The sequence below is a fragment of the Saccharopolyspora cebuensis genome (genome assembly GCF_039542665.1).
Lineage (GTDB): Bacteria > Actinomycetota > Actinomycetes > Mycobacteriales > Pseudonocardiaceae > Saccharopolyspora > Saccharopolyspora cebuensis.
Window position 1 is genome coordinate 1 of sequence record NZ_BAABII010000028.1, and the last position, 19,458, is coordinate 19,458.

General features: G+C 69.7%; 16 protein-coding genes and 1 pseudogene. 7 read left to right on the forward strand and 10 right to left on the reverse strand.

Annotated elements, in window-relative coordinates:
* Positions 1-65: 65 nt before the first annotated feature.
* The 6 genes and pseudogenes from ABD976_RS28840 to ABD976_RS28865 all read right to left on the reverse strand — a co-directional run bounded on the left by ABD976_RS28840 (position 66) and on the right by ABD976_RS28865 (position 7,953).
* On the reverse strand, positions 66-1,190 hold the full coding sequence (locus ABD976_RS28840; protein ID WP_075849513.1) for a hypothetical protein: 1,125 nt from the start codon (positions 1,188-1,190) through the stop codon (positions 66-68).
* Between the two features lie 5 nt (positions 1,191-1,195).
* Positions 1,196-2,260 (reverse strand): annotated as a pseudogene (gene fxlM / locus ABD976_RS28845) (methyltransferase, FxLD system); the annotation flags it as partial.
* A 15-nt stretch (positions 2,261-2,275) separates the two neighbouring features.
* Positions 2,276-3,280: a thiopeptide-type bacteriocin biosynthesis protein gene (locus tag ABD976_RS28850; RefSeq protein ID WP_222131397.1), complete on the reverse strand. Its 1,005-nt coding sequence runs from the start codon at positions 3,278-3,280 to the stop codon at positions 2,276-2,278.
* A gap of 45 nt (positions 3,281-3,325) precedes the next feature.
* Positions 3,326-4,576 carry a lanthionine synthetase C family protein gene (locus ABD976_RS28855; protein WP_091679561.1) on the reverse strand — a complete coding sequence of 417 codons (1,251 nt, stop codon included), beginning with the start codon at positions 4,574-4,576 and terminating at the stop codon, positions 3,326-3,328.
* Positions 4,573-7,686, reverse strand: coding sequence for a lantibiotic dehydratase (locus ABD976_RS28860; RefSeq protein WP_186361385.1), 3,114 nt, complete (start codon positions 7,684-7,686; stop codon positions 4,573-4,575). Before ABD976_RS28860 ends, ABD976_RS28855 begins: the two co-directional genes overlap by 4 nt.
* A gap of 81 nt (positions 7,687-7,767) precedes the next feature.
* On the reverse strand, positions 7,768-7,953 hold the full coding sequence (locus tag ABD976_RS28865; protein ID WP_009151814.1) for an FxLD family lanthipeptide: 186 nt from the start codon (positions 7,951-7,953) through the stop codon (positions 7,768-7,770).
* A gap of 450 nt (positions 7,954-8,403) precedes the next feature.
* Here ABD976_RS28865 and ABD976_RS28870 point away from each other — a divergent pair, with 450 nt between their 5' ends.
* The 3 genes from ABD976_RS28870 to ABD976_RS28880 are packed head-to-tail and all read left to right on the forward strand — an operon-like array spanning position 8,404 to position 10,569.
* Positions 8,404-9,687 (forward strand): helix-turn-helix domain-containing protein, encoded by a 1,284-nt coding sequence (locus tag ABD976_RS28870; protein WP_186361384.1) that lies wholly within the window; start codon positions 8,404-8,406, stop codon positions 9,685-9,687.
* A 14-nt stretch (positions 9,688-9,701) separates the two neighbouring features.
* Positions 9,702-10,061, forward strand: coding sequence for a hypothetical protein (locus tag ABD976_RS28875; RefSeq protein ID WP_073575400.1), 360 nt, complete (start codon positions 9,702-9,704; stop codon positions 10,059-10,061).
* Complete coding sequence (locus tag ABD976_RS28880; protein WP_113694550.1) at positions 10,054-10,569, forward strand: NUDIX hydrolase; 516 nt, start codon at positions 10,054-10,056, stop codon at positions 10,567-10,569. Before ABD976_RS28875 ends, ABD976_RS28880 begins: the two co-directional genes overlap by 8 nt.
* Positions 10,570-10,993: 424 nt before the next feature.
* Here the strand turns inward: ABD976_RS28880 and ABD976_RS28885 are convergent, their stop codons facing one another.
* Positions 10,994-11,401: a bacteriophage spanin2 family protein gene (locus ABD976_RS28885; RefSeq protein WP_005456771.1), complete on the reverse strand. Its 408-nt coding sequence runs from the start codon at positions 11,399-11,401 to the stop codon at positions 10,994-10,996.
* A gap of 100 nt (positions 11,402-11,501) precedes the next feature.
* A complete protein-coding gene (locus tag ABD976_RS28890) occupies positions 11,502-12,551 on the reverse strand; it encodes a TerC family protein (RefSeq protein WP_005456772.1) in 1,050 nt (349 codons plus the stop codon).
* A 269-nt stretch (positions 12,552-12,820) separates the two neighbouring features.
* On the opposite strand from ABD976_RS28890, the gene ABD976_RS28895 reads away from it, so the two are divergent.
* Both ABD976_RS28895 and ABD976_RS28900 read left to right on the forward strand, forming a co-directional pair.
* Positions 12,821-13,318 (forward strand): hypothetical protein, encoded by a 498-nt coding sequence (locus tag ABD976_RS28895; protein WP_005456773.1) that lies wholly within the window; start codon positions 12,821-12,823, stop codon positions 13,316-13,318.
* Between the two features lie 175 nt (positions 13,319-13,493).
* Positions 13,494-13,886 carry a helix-turn-helix transcriptional regulator gene (locus ABD976_RS28900; protein ID WP_246106882.1) on the forward strand — a complete coding sequence of 131 codons (393 nt, stop codon included), beginning with the start codon at positions 13,494-13,496 and terminating at the stop codon, positions 13,884-13,886.
* 409 nt (positions 13,887-14,295) lie between these two features.
* Here the strand turns inward: ABD976_RS28900 and ABD976_RS28905 are convergent, their stop codons facing one another.
* On the reverse strand, positions 14,296-15,327 hold the full coding sequence (locus ABD976_RS28905; protein WP_043537254.1) for a TerC/Alx family metal homeostasis membrane protein: 1,032 nt from the start codon (positions 15,325-15,327) through the stop codon (positions 14,296-14,298).
* A 215-nt stretch (positions 15,328-15,542) separates the two neighbouring features.
* Here ABD976_RS28905 and ABD976_RS28910 point away from each other — a divergent pair, with 215 nt between their 5' ends.
* Complete coding sequence (locus ABD976_RS28910; protein WP_158057000.1) at positions 15,543-16,859, forward strand: bifunctional folylpolyglutamate synthase/dihydrofolate synthase; 1,317 nt, start codon at positions 15,543-15,545, stop codon at positions 16,857-16,859.
* 134 nt (positions 16,860-16,993) lie between these two features.
* Positions 16,994-18,127, forward strand: coding sequence for an L-threonylcarbamoyladenylate synthase (locus tag ABD976_RS28915; RefSeq protein ID WP_345368243.1), 1,134 nt, complete (start codon positions 16,994-16,996; stop codon positions 18,125-18,127).
* Here ABD976_RS28915 and ABD976_RS28920 read toward each other — a convergent pair.
* Positions 18,032-19,348 (reverse strand): UDP-N-acetylmuramoyl-tripeptide--D-alanyl-D-alanine ligase, encoded by a 1,317-nt coding sequence (locus ABD976_RS28920; RefSeq protein WP_345368244.1) that lies wholly within the window; start codon positions 19,346-19,348, stop codon positions 18,032-18,034. The two genes, ABD976_RS28915 and ABD976_RS28920, sit on opposite strands and share 96 nt — an antisense overlap.
* Positions 19,349-19,458: the final 110 nt, after the last annotated feature.

The window sequence follows — 19,458 nt, forward strand, 5'->3', positions numbered from 1 at the left end:
GACACCCCCCAAGCATCGCCCACACATCCCGGAACAACTTTTAGCAACACGCCCTAGGACCCGCCCTACGGGTTCGCTGGAGCGTTGACGTTGCAGGACATCGTCTTCACGCTGCGTGCCATGGCCTCTTCGGCGCAGGCTAGTGCTGTCGTGAGGTCTGCCAGCAGTGTGGCCGGGAGCGTGCCGCTGCCGAGCGCGCACGCTTCGACCGAATCGGACAACTCGCGCGCTTGGGAGTCGGTGAGCAGCTCGCGGCAACCATTGTGGGCGAGTACATCGCGAGCGACGTATCCGTCTCGTGTCGCGGCGGCGTAGTCGATCAGATCAACGGCGATCTGGTGCACGGGTGGATCGTCAACGGTGCCGATGGCGTCGATGAAGGACAACCCGAGCCGTGTGTGGAAGACCGCCAAGCCGGGCGCGGAGGTGTCGAGTCGGTGGTACTGGTTCAGGAGCGTGGGCAGATCGGCGACGCCCGAGGCGCCGTGGCACTGGATGGTCAGGCAGGCGGTCACGGCGTTCTCCCAAGGGTCTCCTGGTGTTGTGTCGGCCAAGAGGGTGAGGGCGCTGTCGGTGTCCCCGGATACGGCGTGGGCGATGACCGCGATCTGGCGACCGTCAAGCATCCGTCGCCCGACGCCCTTGTACGCGTCGAGCCGGGCGCGTGCCTCCGCCCAGCGGCCGGCTGCGGCCAGAGCGCGGCCACCGGTGGCCAGCAGGACTGCCCACAGCCAGCTGCGGATGTGCTGGTGCGTCTCGGCGGAGTCGGTGAGGTCGGCCGGGATCTCGATGCCGTCGACGATGGCGTCAGTTCGGGCGGAGACCGCGGTGAACAGGGTGTCGATCAGCGCGAAGGCGCGCTCGCCCTGACCCTCGCGGATGTAGAGGCGGGCGAGGTTGGTGATCGGTTCGAGAGCGAGGCGGGCTACCTGCGCGCCCAAGGGGCGGGCGCGCAGGTAGATGTTCACCTGCTGGTGGCACCACCGCCGGGCCAGTTCGGGCAGGCCGCAGTCGGAGGCGATGAGCGCCGCGTTGTTGTGCACGGCGGCGGCTTCGGCGAGCTCGCCGCTGTGCTCGACTTGGCGTGCTCGGTCGCACAGCTCGGCCACCCGCCGGGCCAGCGGGAGGCAGGCCGGGCGGGTTCGGGCAACGAGGGGGAAGCGGCGGGCGAACTGGCCGGCGGGGTCCACGGGCGTCACTCCCAGGTGACGGTCATGGGCTTGGTGGGGCGGTCCAGGACCACGAAGCCGGGGTTGGTGTCCGGCTGGGGCGCGGTGTCGGGAATGGCGAATCGGACGGTGCTGGCGCGGAAGCCCTGGTCCCAAGTCGAGATCTCGACCGAGACCTGCTCGGCGAGTTCCTGCGCGTTGGGGCCGTGGCCGATGACGCCGACCTCGTAGCGTCGGCCGCCGTCCGGATCGGGGTCCGCGGCGCGGATGGTGAGGTAGGCGAGGCTGCCGTCGGCGGCGGTGGTGGCCATCGCCACCGAGGGGAACATCGGCCGCACAAGGCCGCTTTCCTTCGCAGCGGGAGCGACCTCCATGCGCATCAGCGGGTTGGGCAGGTGGCAAGCCAGCCAGAGATCCAGCCATTCGAAGGATTCCATCGGGACGAAGTGCACGCCGGTCCACACTTCGCAGGCAGGGCTGTCGAAGACGCCGGTCAGGGTGTCCGGGTCGGTGGCGTGGTTGTTGTCCTTATGGATTTGCAGCGTCACCTCCCCGGTGCCGGTGAGGTCCAGAACGCGGCGAGCGTCGTCGCCAAGGCCACGCAGCGGCATGAAGATCGCCATCTCGCTGCCCAGGCTGCGCCAGCCGTCCTGGTCGCGTTCGAAGACGATGCTGCGAGAGGCACAACCACGCAGGCGCACCGGAGCTACCAGACGTCCGCCGGGTGTGAGCTGGTCGAGCCAGGCAGCCGGGACCTCGTGGGCACCGACGGTAGCGATGACGCGGTCGAAAGGCGCAGTTTCTGGGTGGCCGAGTGCGCCGTCGGCGGCGACCGCCTCGACGTTGTCGATGCTGGCTGCGGCCAGGTGCTCGCGTGCTCCGGCGACGAGGTCCTCGTCGATGTCGATCGTGGTGACATGCCCGTCGGCGCCGGTGAGGGTGGCCATCAGGGCGGCGTTGTAGCCGGTGGCCGCGCCGAGTTCGAGCAGCCGTTCGCCGGGCTGGATGCCGAGCTGTTCGAGCATCATGGCGACGATCTTGGGCTGGGACGCGGCGCTGATTCGGGTGCCGTCGCCCTCGTGTTTGGTGTAGACGGGCTCGTCGGCTTACGCCTCGACCAGGGGGACGTCGGGCAGGAACAGGTGTCGGGGCACCTGCCGGAACGCGGCCTCCACAGCGTCGGTGCGGACGGTGCCGTCCTTGACGAGGCGGTCGGCGAGCTTGGTACGCAGCTCGTCGGCGGAGCCGGTGGAACCGTCACTGACGGTGGTTGTCATTGCGGGAACCCTAACGGTGTTGGAGGTGGTCCCGGCTGGTGCCTGCCGGGTAGGCGTGCTGTAAAAAACGGTGTCGACGGCCAGCGCGGCGAGGGTGGCCTGGTCGGTGCCGGAGAGACCGGCGCGGTTGGCGTGGAAGATGAAGTGGTGCGCCAGGACGGCGCGCAGGCCCCGCTCGAGGTGTCCGGCGCGAGCGAGTTGGCGACCGGCCGTGTCGAACGCTGTCCACCAGGTCTCGGGAACCACGTCGGGGGCGACGTCGGCGACCTTGTGCGTGTTGGTGGTCATCAGTCGGCGCACGGCTTGGCTCAACCGCTCGGTGTGCGGAGAGTTGTTGGAGTGGGGTTGGGCGGTGGGCCGGAGCGCAGCCACCTTGTCCCAGACGTCGCCCTGCTCGAACCAGTCCAGCCCGGCGGCGCGCAGCATCGAGCTGAACAGCAGGACGGTGGTCTCTCTCTGACCCAAGGCAGCGGGTTTCGTGGCACGGGCGAGGCAGTGGCGACTGTCGTGGTGAAACAGCGAGTGCGCGATGTCCATCGCGGCGGGTCCACCGAAGGCAAGGGTTTCGGGTTCGTAGATGCCGCGAGTCCAGCGCGCGAGATGCCCATCGGCCTCCAGGTCGGACAGCAGCGTGTCGACCGCTTTCGTCTCGGGGTTGACCGGTTGGTAACGCAGCCGCCAGGCGGGTGTCTTGCGCAGGTGCCACCACGTGTCGAGTTCGCCGTCCTGTTGGGCCTGGTCGAGAGCGGGTACGAGCAGGGTCGCGGCGGTGTGCTCGGCCGTGGTCGGGTCGGCGAACTCGACCAGGTAGTGGTGCCAGCTGTCCGGCAGCATCAGCGCGGAATCTCCTCTCGGTCGGACGGATCGCGTTCGGACGGATCAGGTGATGAGCAGGCCGGTGCCCCAGCCTGTCGCGGGCTCGATCTCAGCGGCGAGGGCAGCTAGGCCGACCCCGGCAGCGCCTTCGAGGAAGCCGGGGCCTTCGGGAACGGCCTGGGCGCAGGCGCGGTGCAGCATCTCGGTGGCCAGCGCGCGGAGTCGGGAAGCGGCCGGCTCCGGTGTGTCGATGGCGGTATGAGCGGTGATCCGGGCGAGTCCGGCGTAGCCGTGGCACAGCGAAGCGTCGCTGATCAACGCATCCTGTTCCGGGTCGGTCACCGCACTGATCACGGCTTCCTCGGCGATCTGGCGGCGATCGGCGTCGTCGAGGGCCAGGGCGGCGAGGTGCAGGGTGCGGGCGATGCCCGCTGTTCCGTAGCACCAGCTCGGGCGTCGGCTGGCCCCGCTGTGCCGCACGTACATCGGCGTCGAACGCGCCTCGTCTCGGGTGACCATGTAGGGCCACCGGTGCCCGCTCGGAGTGCTTATGCGCCAGGAGTCCAGCCACGCGCAGATCGTCGCGACGGCCTGGCGCTGCCCGTCCACGGCGATGCCCCGGCGCAGGGCCTGGGCCAGCAGTGCCAGCGGGCCGCCGATGCCGTGTGCTACGCCGAAGTTGCCGTGGCCTCCGGGGAACTCGTCGTCCTCGTGGCCGGTGGGACCGGTGAGGGTCCACCACCCCGGCAGGGCCTCTCCTTCGACCATCACCGGTTGGGTGAGCCGCACGAGGGCGCCCAGAACGGCCGGCAGGGCGGTGCCGTCGGGGTCGTGGTGCAGCAGATGGGCACCGAGACCAGCGAGGCCCCGAATCGTGTCGAACTCGGCCATCTGCGGCAACATCCCGACGACGTCCATGCGCTCGTGGGCCTTGTCGACGCGGTTGTGGGCGTCGGCGGCGATCTGCCGGGTCAAGGGCGTGAGGGCGGACTGGTACGTGCCGGGACGGACTGTGGCGGCTCCCGCGAGGGCGCGCGCGACTGCCGGCGCGCCGTAGAACAAGCCGGTGCTCGCTCCGGCGGTGATCGGCTTGCTGGTGACGGCGGTCAGCCAGTCATGGGCGCGGTCGAACGGCCGTATCCCGGCGGCTGCCAGCTCGATGTGCAGCAGTGCCACACCAGGAGCGCCGTGGGCGAGGGATTGGTGCCACCACGGCTCGTCCGTGGGCAGGTGGGGGGCGTCCGGCCGGGCGAGGCGATCGGCGATCCCCGTCGCGTACTCGACCGCGGCATCCGAGGCGAGGTCGGCGTTCATCGCGGTCCTCCGGTGCGGGCGGCGAAGGTCAGGGCCGCGGTCCGGGCCAGGTAAAGGCACACCGCCTTGTCGTCGGGCTCGATGCCGTAGGCCCGCAGGAAGTGCGTGTGCAGCAACGAGCCCAAGGCGGCGTCCGGGTCGACGCCCTCGGCCTCAGCCCCGGACAGGTGCGCTCGGTAGGCAGCTACGGTCTGGGCGCGCTCGGCCCATGTCGCGACGACCGAAGCCGCACCCGGCGTGCTGCGCAAGGCGCGGAAATTCTCGGAGGGGTCGGCGAGGCATTGTGCCTCGGTGAACACCGGCCGGGGCACGACGGTAGGAGGTTTGGCCGGGACATGGTCGACCAGCCACCGCATCCCGGCCTCGGTCCCTCCCATGAAGGCGACGGCGATGGCGGCGAAGTTCGCCGCGGCCAGAGCATGGTCGTGCGGTCGCGCGGGCCAGGCGAGCTCGGCGAGCACGGCGCGGGAGTCAGCCGTGAAGAACGCCTCGACGGCTGATAGTGCCGCACCTGAGCCCCAGCGGCCGGTCTCCGGGTAGGAGGTCGCGAAAGCGATGTCGCGCAGCAGGCCGAGGCGGCGGAGCCGGTCGGCCCAGGCGCTGACCCGGCCGGCCGCCTCGCCGAACACCACTGGCTCAGTGCTGAGGAGACTGATCCGCAAGCGCAGGTAGTGCTCGTTGCCCTCGCGGAATCGCAGAAACCACCACCGCGGTTGGGCATCGCCCCACTCCGCCAGCAGTGCGGGCAGGTGCTTGGCGAGCACGGTGTTGTGACGTTGCGGGTCGCCGTAGAGCTTGGCGAACAGCATGGGGGAACCACCCGGCGACAGCCCGTGCTCACCTGGCCGGACGATCCGCTGGGGCGTCGGGCGCGGTGGCCGCGTCGTGGCCTGCGGCTGACAGCTGGCCATGGGCACGACGACGTCGTGAGCACGGCCATCGAGCCATCCGGCGGCGTCCTCAGCGGGTCCTTCCTCCAGCACCGCGTGGGGGTGGGTACCGAGGTGCTCGCGCAGCAGGACCCGGTGTGCGTCCTCGACGAGATCGAGCGGCAACCGCCAGTCCCCGTCGACCAGGAACACCGCCTGCGGGAGGCGGCGGCGGGTGCGCCACTCGGCCAGGGCGCTGTCCCAGGTCGCCCAGCTGGAGGTCCGGTCGGGAAGGTCGGCTGCGGCCAACCGCCACCGGGCCGGGGACAGCACGATGCGGCCGAAGCGCAGCCGAGGAAGAAACGGCAACGTGGCCGCCGTGCCCCAGTCGAAGTCGGTGACCTCCGCGCAGTGTGCGCGGGTCAGTTCGACCAGGAGGCGGGCCAGCGGCGGAGTGTGTTTGCGTAGGTTGAGTGCGTGCAAGCCCCACGCTTCGACCCTCGCGCCGAGGGCGGGTGCGGTCAGATACAGGCGGTCGCTGTCGCAACTGACCGCCAAGTCCGCCGCCGTGAGGACCGCCGTTGACGCGGCGGTGTCGCGGTGTTCGGCGAGGCTGACGATGGTTGGCAGGACCTGGGCGCTGCGGGCGACGTGTGCGGTGGCGGGGTCCAGAGGCGGGAATGACAACTGGGCCTGGATTACCCCGTCAGACGCGGGCGGGGCGAGCGGCGTGATCAGCATTCGGCGGTCGTGTTCGTCGAACAGGTGCAGGAAACGGCCGCTGACGACGCCGGCCGATCGCGAGACTGAGGTAACGACGAGCTGGAAGTTGCCCTGCTTCAGGGCTTGCAGGCTCGGGGAGTCGACACGGGCGCACAACTCGAGGTGCGAGGGCAGCCGCATCGAGTGCACAGGCGCCAGCTCCAGCTCGGCGATCAACCTCTCGCCGAGGACGACCTCTTGCTGACCGTCCAACGCGGCGGCCTGGGCCAACGCCAGCAGCCGTTCGTCCCGAGGCGTCTGCTGGGGTCGTGTGACCACTCCGCTGGTGCCGGGGTAGCCGTCAGGCCAGCCGATCCCGCTGTCGGCAATGACCTCGAGCAGTGGCACCTGTGCGCCGGTGCCGAACCGCTGGTAGAAGCGTCGGTGGAAGTCCGCCCAGGCTGCCGTACCGCTGGCGCGGGAGGTCAGGCGCGCCAGGACCAGCGCGGCACGTTCCGCTTCGCGGGCGACTGCGCTGGGGAGCACGACGTCCAGGTCCAGCCGCAGGTCGACCGTGACTGGGCTCCGCCGTGACGGAGCCAGGCGGCTCATGGACGCGGCGGCGTCGGTCCGTAGCCTGCGCCGCGCTTCCGCTGGGCTGTTCCGATGTCGCCGCAACATGTCGTGGATGTCGTTCAGCGTCATGCACCGCTCGGTGGCAGCCTCGCCGACCGTGGCCAGCTCGCGCACCAAGTGGCCAAGTGCGTCGGGCTCCGTGCTCGGCGCATGGAGGTTGGTGACGAGCACGCGACGAGCGACCAACGTGGCCAGCAAGCCGGTCACCGTGCTCCCGGCGGTGCTCGGGAACTCGGCCTGTACCTGCTCGCGCATGTCATCGAAAGGAATCGGTGTCCGCGCAGCTCGCACGGCCGCGCGCACCGGGCCGGTGTAGCGAAGTTCGACTTCGACTGCGCCGGTGCCTCGATGGTTGACGGTCGGCTGGTACGGAACCACAAGCCGCTCACCGCGCACCATCAACGTGGAGTTCGCGACGAGGACCAAGCGCTCCAGGATCTCGGCCTGACCTTCCAACCGTCGGATGACCTCGGCCAGCCACCCGGCGTCGGCCGCAGCGTCCGCGCGATGATCATCACCCCAACGCTGAGAGGGATCCGCGTCGAACCGCGCGGCGGTGACCCCGGCGAACAAGCCGTTGGGAGTCGGACGGCCGGTCAACCGTGCCAGGTACCGCAGAACGGACAGCACCACGCGCCGGGATTCGCGCTCGCTGGCAACCTGAGCGCCACACAGGTTGTGGACGCGGTCAGCAAGGACAGGGCTGGCCAGGCCGATGGCGTCACGGACGGCTTCGACCTCCCACACTTCGCGCAGCCAGTCCACCCACGCGGTGACGGCGTCGGCCCCGGTCGCGGTCAGCGTCGGCCACGGCGGAAGTTTCAGCTCGCCCTCTGCAACAGCCCGGACCAACAGGCCACCCGCGGCTCGAAAGCCGACGCGGTCGGGCAAGGCCGTGGACACGGGACACCTCTCCAAAGCGACGGATGGAAACCGGACGCCCGCCCAAGAAGCCCCTGGCGGGAGTCCGGTCGCTCGTGACAATCAGGCGGCGCTGATGCAGGTCGACTTCTCGCACGTCGTCCCGCAGCCGTCATCCGTCATGTTGATCAGATGCGCCGGGTCCACCACCTCGACCAGCGTGATGTCGAGGTCGAACTCCGAGCCCATCTCGACCTCCGCGGCGGGCGTGGCCACCGTGGTCGGCGACCACTCCATCTGAACCGTCACAGATCCTCCTTCGTGGGTTTTACGCTCCGAGTCCCGGCGAGTCGGCCGTGACTTCGCCCGCCAGGCGGACCAGCCCGGAACTCGACCGAGGTACCGAGCGCTCCCGCCAGCACACCCGCGAGCGGAATTCCATCGAAGTGGAGGGCAGTCCTACCACCACACACCCCTCGACGGCACGTCCCGGTGAAAGACGCTTCCGGATACTCGGGCTGCGCCGAAGCGGAAGCTCGCCCGGACCGCAGCGATATCAGTCAAACCCCTGGTGATCAACGATAGCCAGAGCGCCGACGCGGCGTCGATGAGGCGGCAATGAGGCGTCATCACCTCTGACCTGCATAAACGCCTTTTCAGAGGCGGTAGTCCGAACGGGTACAGCTCGCCGAGCGGGTGATCAGCCTTGACCCGTAGCTGGCTATCGTGGCAGGTGACCGACGGGGTGAGGTGGTGTTCATGAGTGACCGACGAGATGCCTTCGCCGCGCGGCGTGAGCAGATGGGCTACACCCAGGAGAGCTTCGGCGCGGCGGTGGGCGTGGAGTTCTCCACGGTCGGACGCTGGGAACGCGGCACCCTGACCCCGCAGCCGTACCGTCGACCGTGTTTGGCTAAGACCCTCGATGTGAGCCTCGACCAGTTGGATGCGTTGCTCACGCCGAACCGGCAAGCTTCTACCGTTGCCACTGAACCAGCCGACCCTGCGGAGGCCGACGACATGAACCGTCGTGACCTGCTGCGCTTGTTCAGCATGACCGGCGCGTTGCTCGCGCTGCCTGCTGGCGAGACAGTACTCGGCGACGTCGACCGGCTCGCCGCCACAGCTCACGCGGGCACGGTGGACACGGCGGGAGCAGCGGAGTTCGCCCAGCTCAACTCCCACCTGTGGCGCGTGTACGCACTGTCGCCGACCAAGGCCCAGGTGCCGCCGCTGGTCCGAGCCCAACTCGGTGTACTCAGCGACTCCTTGCGACGACCGCAGACACCGACCATCCGACAACGGCTCTGCGAGCTGACCGCCGACCTCTTCCAGTTGGCGGGGGAAATCTTCTTCGACGGCAACCGATACACCGACGCCGCTCACTGCTACACGCTTGCGGCAACAGCGAGCAAGGAGGCCGTCGCTTCCGACCTGTGGGCCTGCGCGTTGACCAGGCATGCTTTCGTCGCCGTGTACGAGCGCCGATTCGCGGATGCCGCGCCGATGCTCGACGTGGCCGCCACCATCGCACGTCGAGGCGACCCCAGCCTGTCGACCCGACACTGGGTCGCCGTGGTGCAGGCCGAGACCTTCGCCGGCCTCGGCGACTTTGACTCCTGCCAACATGCCCTCGACACCGCTGCTGAGGTCCAGCGCCTACGGGGCCAGGTGCACAACGGCGGCTGGCTCCGGTTTGATGGCTCCCGCTTGGCTGAAGAACGCGGAACCTGCTACGTCACGCTGGGCCGCCACGACCTAGCTGAAGCGGCTCTGGTCGACGCCCTGCAGGGCACCTTGACCGCCCGCCGGAAAGCAGGCGTCCTGACCGACCTGGCGATGATCGGCGTGCACCGTCGCGACCCGGACCAGGTCGTCACCTACGCCGACACCGTCCTGACTACCGCCCGCCAGACCCGCTCGGGGGTCATCGCACAGAAGCTGCGGGTCCTTCAGCCACACCTTGCTTCCTTGCTCAACGACCAACAAATCCAGCGACTCGATGCCGAGATCACCAAACTCGTCGGCAACCGCGCCGCGTGATGGAGGACGACCGAATGCACAACGACCGTGGCCGCGTGTTCCGCGAGGCGTGGATCGCCGGAGTCACCAAGCACTACCCCGGTGAGCCGAAGCCTGGCTACATCACCCCGTGGGACCAGACCCCCGACTGGGAACGCGACGCCGCGACCGCCGTGTACGACCAGGTCGTCGCCTTCATCAAGGCCACCGACGGCGCCACCACCAAACTGACCCCAGACCAGAAAGGCCGCTTTGTGGCGTTGTGCTGGATCGGCCAGATCTTCAAGCACTTCCCCGAGCCGAAGCCGTCGTACGTCGCGGACTGGAACGATTTGCCGGACTGGCAGAAGGCGACGGATATCGACATCTTCGAGCGCATCGAACGCGATGCCTGACCAGGCGACGATCGACGCTGCGGCCGTCGATGCTCGCCTTGCCGAGACCGAGTACGACGACGCTCAGGCGTGGCTACACGCACGTTCGACCGCGTTGGAGCCGCTCGCAGCCGAGGTCTGGGTCACCGACCCGGAGCACCGCCACGTGCTGCTCGTGCGGCACCGGGTGCGAGGCTGGGTACCGCCTGGCGGAACCGTCGAGCCAGGCGAGACGCCTCGAGCCGCAGCAGCCCGTGAACTCTTGGAGGAGACCGGCCTGCTGGGCGAGCTGCTGTCAGTGCCGGCGGCCGTCGCTGTCCGCTCTTTCCGCGCCGACTGGACGCCAACGCTGAGCCTGTCCTACGGAGCCGTCATCAACCGCGACGCGCCACTCGGCGGGGAGAAGGGACAGCCGCCGAAGTGGGTCGACCTGGACGAATCGTGGGAGAGCGTGTTCCCCGAGGATCGCGACCGAATCCGCGCGTATGTGCGCAGGCTCGCGGCAGAGCACGCGGTCGAGGCGCGCTGATCCTGTCGGGCGGGGCTTTAGTTGGTGGCGGCCCCTGCGGACAAGCACAGATCGTCCCAAGCACCATCCCGCTCTGGCGTTTTCATGGGCGGTCTGGGTCGCACGTCCGGACGTGAACGTCCGCCGTTTCGTCGTTGACATGGCCGCTGATCAGGTCCGATCAACGCCGGGTAGCGTGGGTGCGCTAGCGAATCTGGGAGTGATTATGGCGATACGACGAGATGCTCTCGCAGCACGGCGCGAGGCTCTCGGCTTCACCCAGGAAACCCTCGCCCAGGAGCTTGGGGTGGAGCTCTCGACAACCTGACCTCGCCTGCGAGTGGGCCGCTCACCTGGAAGGGAGGGACGACCGACGAACGTTCAGCGGGGTCGCCGACGGTGCTCATCACGGGCTGCTTCCTGTCGTGCCCGTGACCCTACTTGGTCAGGGCGCGCAGGCGGTGGTGAGCGCGGCGGCCTGATCGGCCCTGGTCTGCAGCCAGGCGGCTGGAGCACTGGTGAGGGTGTCCAGGGTGGCCGTCTGCAGGGTGGCGGCCAGGTCGGTGATGGCGCGGCCGATGTCGGTGTCGCTGGTGGTCGCGGCCAGGTCGGTGAGCTCGGTGGCGGTGGTGTGCGCCTGGTCCAGTGCGGCCTGCGGTGCGCTGAGGTCGGGCGGGTTGGCGACCAGTGCCAGCGCGTCGCTACACACCTCGGCGGCGGCGACCGCGCCGGTCACGGTGTCCGCGGCCGAACCGGCGGTGTCGCCGGCCTGCTGGACAGCGCCGCAGCCGCTGATCGCCGCCACGACGCCCACGCCGAGCAGCACAGAGGTCCATCGAGTCGAGATGCGCATGAGCGGGTTCCTTTCCGGATGGGCTGGGTCTGTGGGGTGGTGCCGCCCACCGCTGGTGGGGGGAGTGAGCGGTGGGCGGCACCGGGGCGGTCGACGCGCGTCAGTCGCGCGTCGACAGGCCAGTGGGCGAGGACGGGGCCGTCTCGGCTGCGGCCGCCCCGGTTTGGGCTGGCTCGGTCGTGACCGTGTCGGGCTCCGCACCGGCCAGCGAATCGGCAGAGGCAGCCGCTGGGGTGGCCGGGGTGGTGCGGGTGCGGATCCAGCTGGCCGTGACGGCGACGGCGAGCAGGAGGGCGACCACGGCCAGCGAGAACCAGGTGGGGATCTTGTAGAGGTCGAGCAGCAGCATCTTGATGCCGACCCACACCAGCACCAGGGCGAGGCCTAGCTTGAGGTAGATGAAGCGGTGCATCAGGTCGGCGAGCAGGAAGTACATGGCGCGCAGGCCCAGGATGGCGAAGGCGTTGGAGGTGAACACCAGGAACGGCTGCTGGGTGATGGCGAAGATCGCCGGGATGGAGTCGACGGCGAAGACGATGTCGGTGACCTCGACCAGCACCAGCACCGCCAACAGAGGGGTGGCCACCCAGCGCCCGGCCTGGCGCACCAGGAACTTCTGCCCGTGGTACTCCTCGGTGGTGGGGATGACCTTGCGGAACAGGCGCAGCACGACGCTGCGGTCGGGGTCGATGGTCTCGTTGCGGTGCACGGCCATCCGGACACCGGTGGCGACCAGGAAGGCGCCGAACACGTACAGGATCCAGGCGAAGGACGCGATGAGCACCGAGCCCGCGGCGATGAACACCGCCCGGAACACCAGTGCGCCGAGCACGCCGTAGAACAGCACGCGGTGCTGGTACTCGCGGGGAACGGCGAAGTAGCCGAAGATGATCGCGAAGACGAACACGTTGTCCACCGCGAGGGACTTCTCGATCACGTAGCCCGCGAAGTACTGGGCGGCGAACTCGCTGCCCCACGCCCACCACACGATCGCGCCGAACCCGAGGCCGAGCGCGACCCACACCGCCGACCAGGCGGCGGCCTCGCGGACCCCGACCACGTGTGCGCGGCGGTGGGCGAACAGGTCGATCGCGAGCATCACCAGGATCACGCCGAGCACCGCGGCCCACGCCCACAACGGAACAACCACAGTCAAGCACCTCCGGTCACGTCGAGTGAAACCGGAGGTCTCCCCAACCGCCAGAGCACGTGCGCTGGGTCCGGTGGCGCCGGGACCGGGCAGCCATCGAACTGCCGTAATGACGATCCCGGACGTGGTGGGTACTCCCCTCCGCACCACCAGAATGACGAAATACGGTTCGCCTGTCAAGGCTTGACTGGCGAACCGTACTTCGTCAATCTGGAAATGAGGCCAGCGCGCGGCCTCCTCGATCCGTGCCGTGGAAAGCAGGTCCGCTGATGCCCGCCCAGTGCACAACCCTCGTCTGCGTCGTCGACGCCACCGATCCCGCGCCGGCCGCCGAGCTGCCCGCGGCGGTCGAACTGATCGCCGACCACGGCCACCTCGTGCTCGCCGTGCTGCACCCGCCGCCGGGGCTCACGCTCAACGCGCGGCTGATCGCCTGGCAGCAGGTCCGCCGGGAGCAGGTCACCGCCGCGGCGCTCGCTCCCGCGCTGTCACGGCTCCCGTCATCCGGGCTGGCCGAGCGGGGCGTGCGGATCCACACCACCGCGTGGCATCACCGTCGCGGGCCGGGCGGCCGGCATCGGCGCGTGGCCGCCGCCCTGCTGCGACTGTGCCGAGTGCACGACGCCGACGTGCTCGTGTTGCCCGCCCATCCTCGCGCCGAGCTCCTCACGCCTGCGACCTGCCAGTACCTGCTCGGCCTCACTCAACCTCGGCTGCGGATCCGCCGCGCAGACGAGCACACCCTGCCCGACGCGATGCTGGTCTGATCACACCCGGTCGAGCAGCTCCCCGCCGATCCGGACCCCGCGCCGACAGCGGCATCGAGAGTGGAAGGAATGCCTTATGGTCGGCCCCATGCGGCCTGCCGAACCCCCACCCGACCACGCCCTCCCCACCCCAGCGGGCTCGGATCCCACCGACTCCGGCACGGTGGATTCTGGCGTGGTGGATGCTGGTGCGGAACCGGCCGACGCCGCCGCGTCGCAGACGCCAGGGTCGTGGATGTTCCTGAGCAACCACGCCCACGTGCTGCTCTGCCTGGCCGCCGACCCGCACCAGACCCTGCCCGTCATCGCCCAGAAGGTCGGCATCACCACCCGCGCCGTCCAGCTCATCCTCACCGACCTCATCCAGGGCGGCTACATCGAGCGCACCAAAGTCGGCCGCCGCAACCACTACCGCATCAACCCCGACGGCCATCTGCGCCACCCGCTGGAAGCCCACCACCGCATCGCCGACCTCATCACCGCCGTCGGTCCCGCCACCCCTGACGATGCTCGTGATGCTTCGGCTGACGGCGCCTCGACTCCTCCGCGTCGTCGCCGCACCGGATAACTCGCCACCCTTGGTAAACGAACCACAGTTCGTCATTCTCGACGTTGAGGGGGAGTACCTCAACGACCAAGCCCCGCGTCGTCAACACGATCTGGCCGACCCGGATCCGGCGCAGGCACCCGCCGCCCCACCGCGCGGGTCCAGGAAACCTCACGCCACCGACGCCAGCACCACCAAGCACGCCCTGGCAAGGGCTACGTGGCGTGGCCGGGCGGTGTGCGGACAGGACCTCGCGACGACCAGCGCCCCTCTCGCTTCGCACCCCACACTGACACGCCACCCGGGACGGCGTGTGTTCATCGTGGCGGGCGGGGCGGCACCAACGCTGCGCAGGTGATGACCAACGCCAGCAGAATGAGTGCCGTGACAGCGATGTCGATGAGGAATCCGGTGAGCATGGTGAACATGGTCAGTCCTTCTCAATCACGTGCTGCTCGGCCTCAATCACGTGCTGCTCGGCTCGGCGGCGGGTGCGCAGGCTCGCCGCGATGACGACGGCGAGGATGGCCACGATGACAGCGAGGGAGACCGGCGTGGGGATCTGCGGGGTGGCCGGCCAGATTCCGTGGGCCCAGTGCAACACCAGTTTCAGACCGATGAACGCGAGAATGACCGCCAGGCCGTGGTTGAGATAGACGAGCTTGGCCAGCGTGGCGTGGAGCACGAAGTAGAGCGCGCGCAGGCCGAGCAGCGCGAAGGCGTTGGTGGCGAATACCAGGTAGGGGTCCGCGGTGATGCCGTAGACCGCGGGGACCGAGTCCACGGCGAACACCACGTCGGTCACGAACACCGCGGCGACCACCACCGCAAGCGGCGTGAGCGCGCGTCGTCCGTGCTCCCGTACGGTCAGCCGGGTGCCTCGGTAGTCGTCGGTGACGGGCATGAACCTGCGGAGCAGTCGCACGATACGCATCTGGGATACGTCGCGGCCCGCGAAGGCCGAACCGGTGTGCACCTCGTGCAGGATCTTGCCCGCGGACACGAGCAGGATCAGGCCGAAGAGGAGGAACGCCCAGGTGCCTGCCTGCAGCAGCGCCGCGCCCGCCGCGATGAAGATGCCCCGCAGGACCAGGGCACCGGCGATGCCGTACAGCAGCACCCGTTGCTGAATGGGGGACGGGACCGCGAACCCGGCCAGGATCAGCATGAACACGAACAGGTTGTCCACCGACAGTGACTTCTCCACCACGAAGCCGGTGATGAACTCCAGTGCCGGCCCGCTGTCGAACACCGCCCACAGCCAGATCCCGAACAGGACGGGCAGCGTGAGATAGAACACCGACCAGCCAATCGCTTCCCGTATCGACACCTCGTGGGGACGGCGGGTGACGGCGAAATCGGTGACGAGGAGGCCGAGTATTACGGCGATGCTGGCGACCCACAACCAGGGCGACCCGATCGACGAGGACCCCACCGAGTCGGCGGGCGCGGCCACGGACAGAGACGACACCACGGGATGAAAGGGCACGAAGACCTCCGCGCACGGACGACGTTCGAGGTCTCCTTCACCCTGGTGAGGGCGGTCGCCCGGGGACACCATGGGGTGTCCGTATTGACCAGGCAGACACTTAGGGAAGTACTCCCCTCTGCACGCAGAGGTCACTGGCCGGAATGTGGCTGTCAAGGTTGATCGGGGGTGGATCTAGGATCGGTGGCGTGAGGCGCGCCGGGGTATGGCAGTGGCTGGACGGTCACGTCGACCATGAGCGGGGGGTGGGGGTCGCTGCTGGTGGGGTGGTGTCGCAGGCCCCGACGACCGTGGTCATCGAGCGGCTGCTGCGCACGCTCGGCCGGCCCGAGCAGCGGGTGCCGGTGATCCTGGTGGCCGGCACCAACGGCAAGAGCACGACCGCCCGGATCCTGGCCGCGGTGCTGGCGGGCAGTGGACTGCGGGTCGGGTTGTACACCAGTCCTCATCTGCACCGGCCGCAGGAGCGGATCACCATCGATGGTGTCACGATCACCGACGACGAGTTGGCGGCGGTGCTCGACCCGCTGGTGGCGGACGAGCGCACCGCGTCAGAGCTGGGGCGGCCCAGTTGGTTCGAATTGATGACCGCGGCCGCGGTGGGCTGGTTCGCCGACCAACGTGTTGATGTCGCGGTGGTCGAGACCGGTCTGGGTGGCAGCGGCGACGCGACCGCCGCGCTCGGCGCCGGCCTGGTGGTGGTCACGTCGGTGGGCGTCGACCACGTCGAGTACTTCGGTGACAGGCGGTGGGACAACGCCGTGGCTGAGGCTGGCGCGGTTCCTGAGGGCGCGACCGTGGTGCTAGCCGAAGCGGACCCGGCCATGCACCCGCCGTTCCTGGGCCGCCGCCCCTCGCGCGTGGTGACCGTGGATCGTGACTTCGGCGTGGCCGCCGACGCGCCGGTCGCGGATGGCCGGACGGTGTCGCTGTTCACGCCCGGGGCGACTTATGACGACGTTTTCCTGCGTCTGCTGGCACCGTGGCAGGCGGCGAACGCGGCGACGGCGTTGGCCGCCGCCGAGGTGTGGCTGGCCCGGCCGGTGGCCGACCAGGTGGTGCGGGCGGTCTGCGGGGCGCTGCGGGCTTCGGGCCGCTTTGAGCTTGTCCACACCCCCGGCCCTGTGCTGATGGACGGCGCCCACAACGAGGAAGCGGCCACCGCGCTGGCACGGGCGCTGCGGGAGCGGTTCGACGGCGTCTCCCGCACCGTGGTGGTCGGTATGACCGGGACCCGCGCGCCGGAGGCGTTTCTGAGTGCCCTGGGGGTCGGGGCTGGTGACTGGGTGATCTGCACCTCGCCCCGGACACCGCGAGCGGTGCCGCTCGCCAGGCTCGCCGCCGCCGCGCGGGCGGTGGGCGCAGGATCGGTCGCGGTCGAGGCGGATGTGGGTGATGCGGTGCGCCGCGCGGCGGCGGCGAATGATAGCACGCTCACGGTAGTTACCGGGTCGCTCTATGTGATCGGCGAGGCGCTGCCCGTCGTGCGAGCGCTGGTGACGTGACCACCCGTGCTGCCCGGGCTGAGCGCCGCGCGTGCTGATCGGGAAGAGAGGGTACGAGATCCGGTCTCGAAATGGGTCCGGCGGCGCGGGGGCAACGGTGATCGCGCGAGCCGGTGGTGTGTCAGACTGCAGTGGTGAGGGGTGAACGGGTGATGTCGGATCAACCAGGCATCGCGCCTGAGCGCGTGGGACTCGATGTGGAACGCGCTGCTGGCACCCTGCGCGCGGGTGGGCTGGTCGCGTTCCCGACCGAGACCGTGTACGGGCTCGGCGCGGACGCGGAGAACGTCGACGCGGTGGAGCGTGTCTTCGCCGTGAAGGGGCGGCCCTCGACGCACCCGCTGATCGTGCACCTCAGCGGGGCGCGTCAGCTCCCCGACTGGGTCGCGGAGGTGCCCGACGCGGCGCGCCGCGTCGCTGACCGTTTCTGGCCTGGCCCGGTGACCCTGGTTCTTCGTCGGGGCCGCCGTGTTCCCCGCGCGGTCACCGGCGGTCTGGAGACGGTCGCGCTGCGGGTGCCCGACCATCCGGTCGCCCGCGCGCTGCTCACGGCGTTCGGTGGCGGTGTGGCGGCGCCATCGGCCAACCGTTTCGGCTCGGTCAGTCCCACGGCGGCTGCTCATGTTGGCGACGGGTTGGGCGCCGACGTCGACTACGTGCTGGACGGCGGCCCCTGTGCGGTGGGTGTCGAGTCCACGATCGTCGACCTCACCGGCGCACCTGCGATACTGCGCCCAGGCGGCGTGACACGAGAGGATCTTGAGCGCGCACTGGGTTGCTCCGTGCCGGTGCGGGCGAGGAGTGCCGTACGCGTTCCGGGCCAGCATCCGTCGCACTACGCGCCGAGGGCACGGGTTGTCCTGGTCGAGCCGGGCCAGGTGATCGGCCACGCCGAGTACCTGGCAGCGCAGGGCCGGCGCGTCGGCGTCCTGCTGCCGCCCGAGTTCGCGGACGGTGCCGGTGCGTGTGCCGGGCAGCGCGTTATCGCGGTGCCGGACTCGGGTGCGCAGTACGCGCGGCGGCTTTTCGAGTTCCTCCGTGACTTCGACCGGCATGAGTGCGAGGTCGTGGTGGCCTCGGTTCCTACCCCGGACGGGCTCGGATTGGCGATCGCGGATCGGCTCCGCCGAGCGGCCGGGTCGCGCAGCCAGACGGCCGCGACTCCGGGCTGCTCAGCGGTTGCTGAGCGCGGCGACGAGGTGTTCGAGGTGGGCGGCGCGGGATGCTTTGATCAGGACGAGATCGTCGGGACGAAGGATTCGACTTAGCACGTCGTGGGCGGCCTGGCTGTCGGGAACGGCGATGATGTCGAGGGTGCTGTGCTCGGTGTCGGCCGCGTCGGCGATCAGAGGCGCGGTCCGGGTGCCGATGGTGATCAGGACGTCGAGGCCGGCGCGTGCGGCGAGCACGCCGAGGTGGTGGTGGGCGCCAGCGGCGTGGTCGCCGAGGTCGGCCATCTCGCCGAGGACGGCGATCCGGCGGCGGGCGGACATGGTGCTCAGGGTGGTCAGCGCGGCGGCCATGGAGTCGGGGTTGGCGTTGTAGGCGTCGTGGAGGAGCGTGACCCCGTCGCCCCGCACGATGGTTTGCATGCGCCCGCCGCTGGCGGGTTCAGCGGCGCTCAGGGCATCGGCGATGGTGTGGTGGTCAAGGCCGAGGCCGAGGCCGAGGGCGAGGGCGGCGACGGCGAGGGCGTTGCCGACGTGGTGCCGGCCGGTCAGGCGGAGCGTGACGGGTGCCGTGCCCTCGGGAGTGTGCAGGGTGAAGCACTCCCGGCCGCGCGGCGTGACGTGCACATCTCGGGCGTATACGCCGTTGGGGTGGGGGCGCTGGCTCCACCAGCGGGTGCGGGCGGGGGTGAGCGGGGCCATCGCGGCGACGAGCGGATCGTCGGCGTTGAGGATGGCCAGCCCACCGTGGTCTGCAGAGGGGAGCCCGGTCAGTAGTTCGCTTTTGGCCGCGGCGATCCCGGTTTGCCCGTCGGGGTATTGACCGAGGTGGGCGGTGCCGACGTTGAGCACGACCCCGACGTGGGGGGTGACCAGGCCGCACAGGTAGCTGAGGTGTCCACGGCCCCGGGCGCCCATTTCCAGGATGAGGTAGCGGGTGTCGGGGGTGGCGCGCAGGACAGTGAGGGGAAAACCGAGCTCGTTGTTGAAGGAGCGGTCTGTGGCGGCGACCGGGCCGTGGTGTGCCAGGACCTGGGTGGCGAGATCTTTGGTCGTGGTCTTGCCGTTCGACCCAGTGATGCCGATCACGGTGGCCGGCAGTCGGTCTGCCACGTGGCGAGCCAGGTCGCCGAGCGCGCGGGTCACGTCGGTGACCTGGACGGCAGGGGCGGGCACCGGGCGTGCGGCCAGCACCAGGGCGGCTCCCGCGGCGAGGGCCGCTGATGCATGGTAGTGCCCGTCGGTGCGCCGGCCGGGGAGGGCGGCGAACACGCCGCCGGGGTGGACCTGGCGGGAGTCGATGCTGGCGGGTGCGGTCACCAGCAGCGACGGGTCGGTCCCCGGGACGAGGTGACCGTCGGTGGCCGCGGCGATCGCGGCGGCGGTCAGGGGGATCATCGTGGTGACGCTCCTTCGGACGTGCAGTGGCT

Excerpts from the sequence above, each read along its gene's own strand:
- ABD976_RS28870 (WP_186361384.1), top strand. The coding sequence starts at position 8,404 with ATGAGTGACCGACGAGATGCCTTCGCCGCGCGGCGTGAGCAGATGGGC.
- ABD976_RS28850 (WP_222131397.1), bottom strand. The coding sequence starts at position 3,280 with ATGCTGCCGGACAGCTGGCACCACTACCTGGTCGAGTTCGCCGACCCG.
- ABD976_RS28880 (WP_113694550.1), top strand. The coding sequence starts at position 10,054 with ATGCCTGACCAGGCGACGATCGACGCTGCGGCCGTCGATGCTCGCCTT.
- ABD976_RS28885 (WP_005456771.1), bottom strand. The coding sequence starts at position 11,401 with ATGCGCATCTCGACTCGATGGACCTCTGTGCTGCTCGGCGTGGGCGTC.
- ABD976_RS28875 (WP_073575400.1), top strand. The coding sequence starts at position 9,702 with ATGCACAACGACCGTGGCCGCGTGTTCCGCGAGGCGTGGATCGCCGGA.
- ABD976_RS28855 (WP_091679561.1), bottom strand. The coding sequence starts at position 4,576 with ATGAACGCCGACCTCGCCTCGGATGCCGCGGTCGAGTACGCGACGGGG.
- ABD976_RS28895 (WP_005456773.1), top strand. The coding sequence starts at position 12,821 with ATGCCCGCCCAGTGCACAACCCTCGTCTGCGTCGTCGACGCCACCGAT.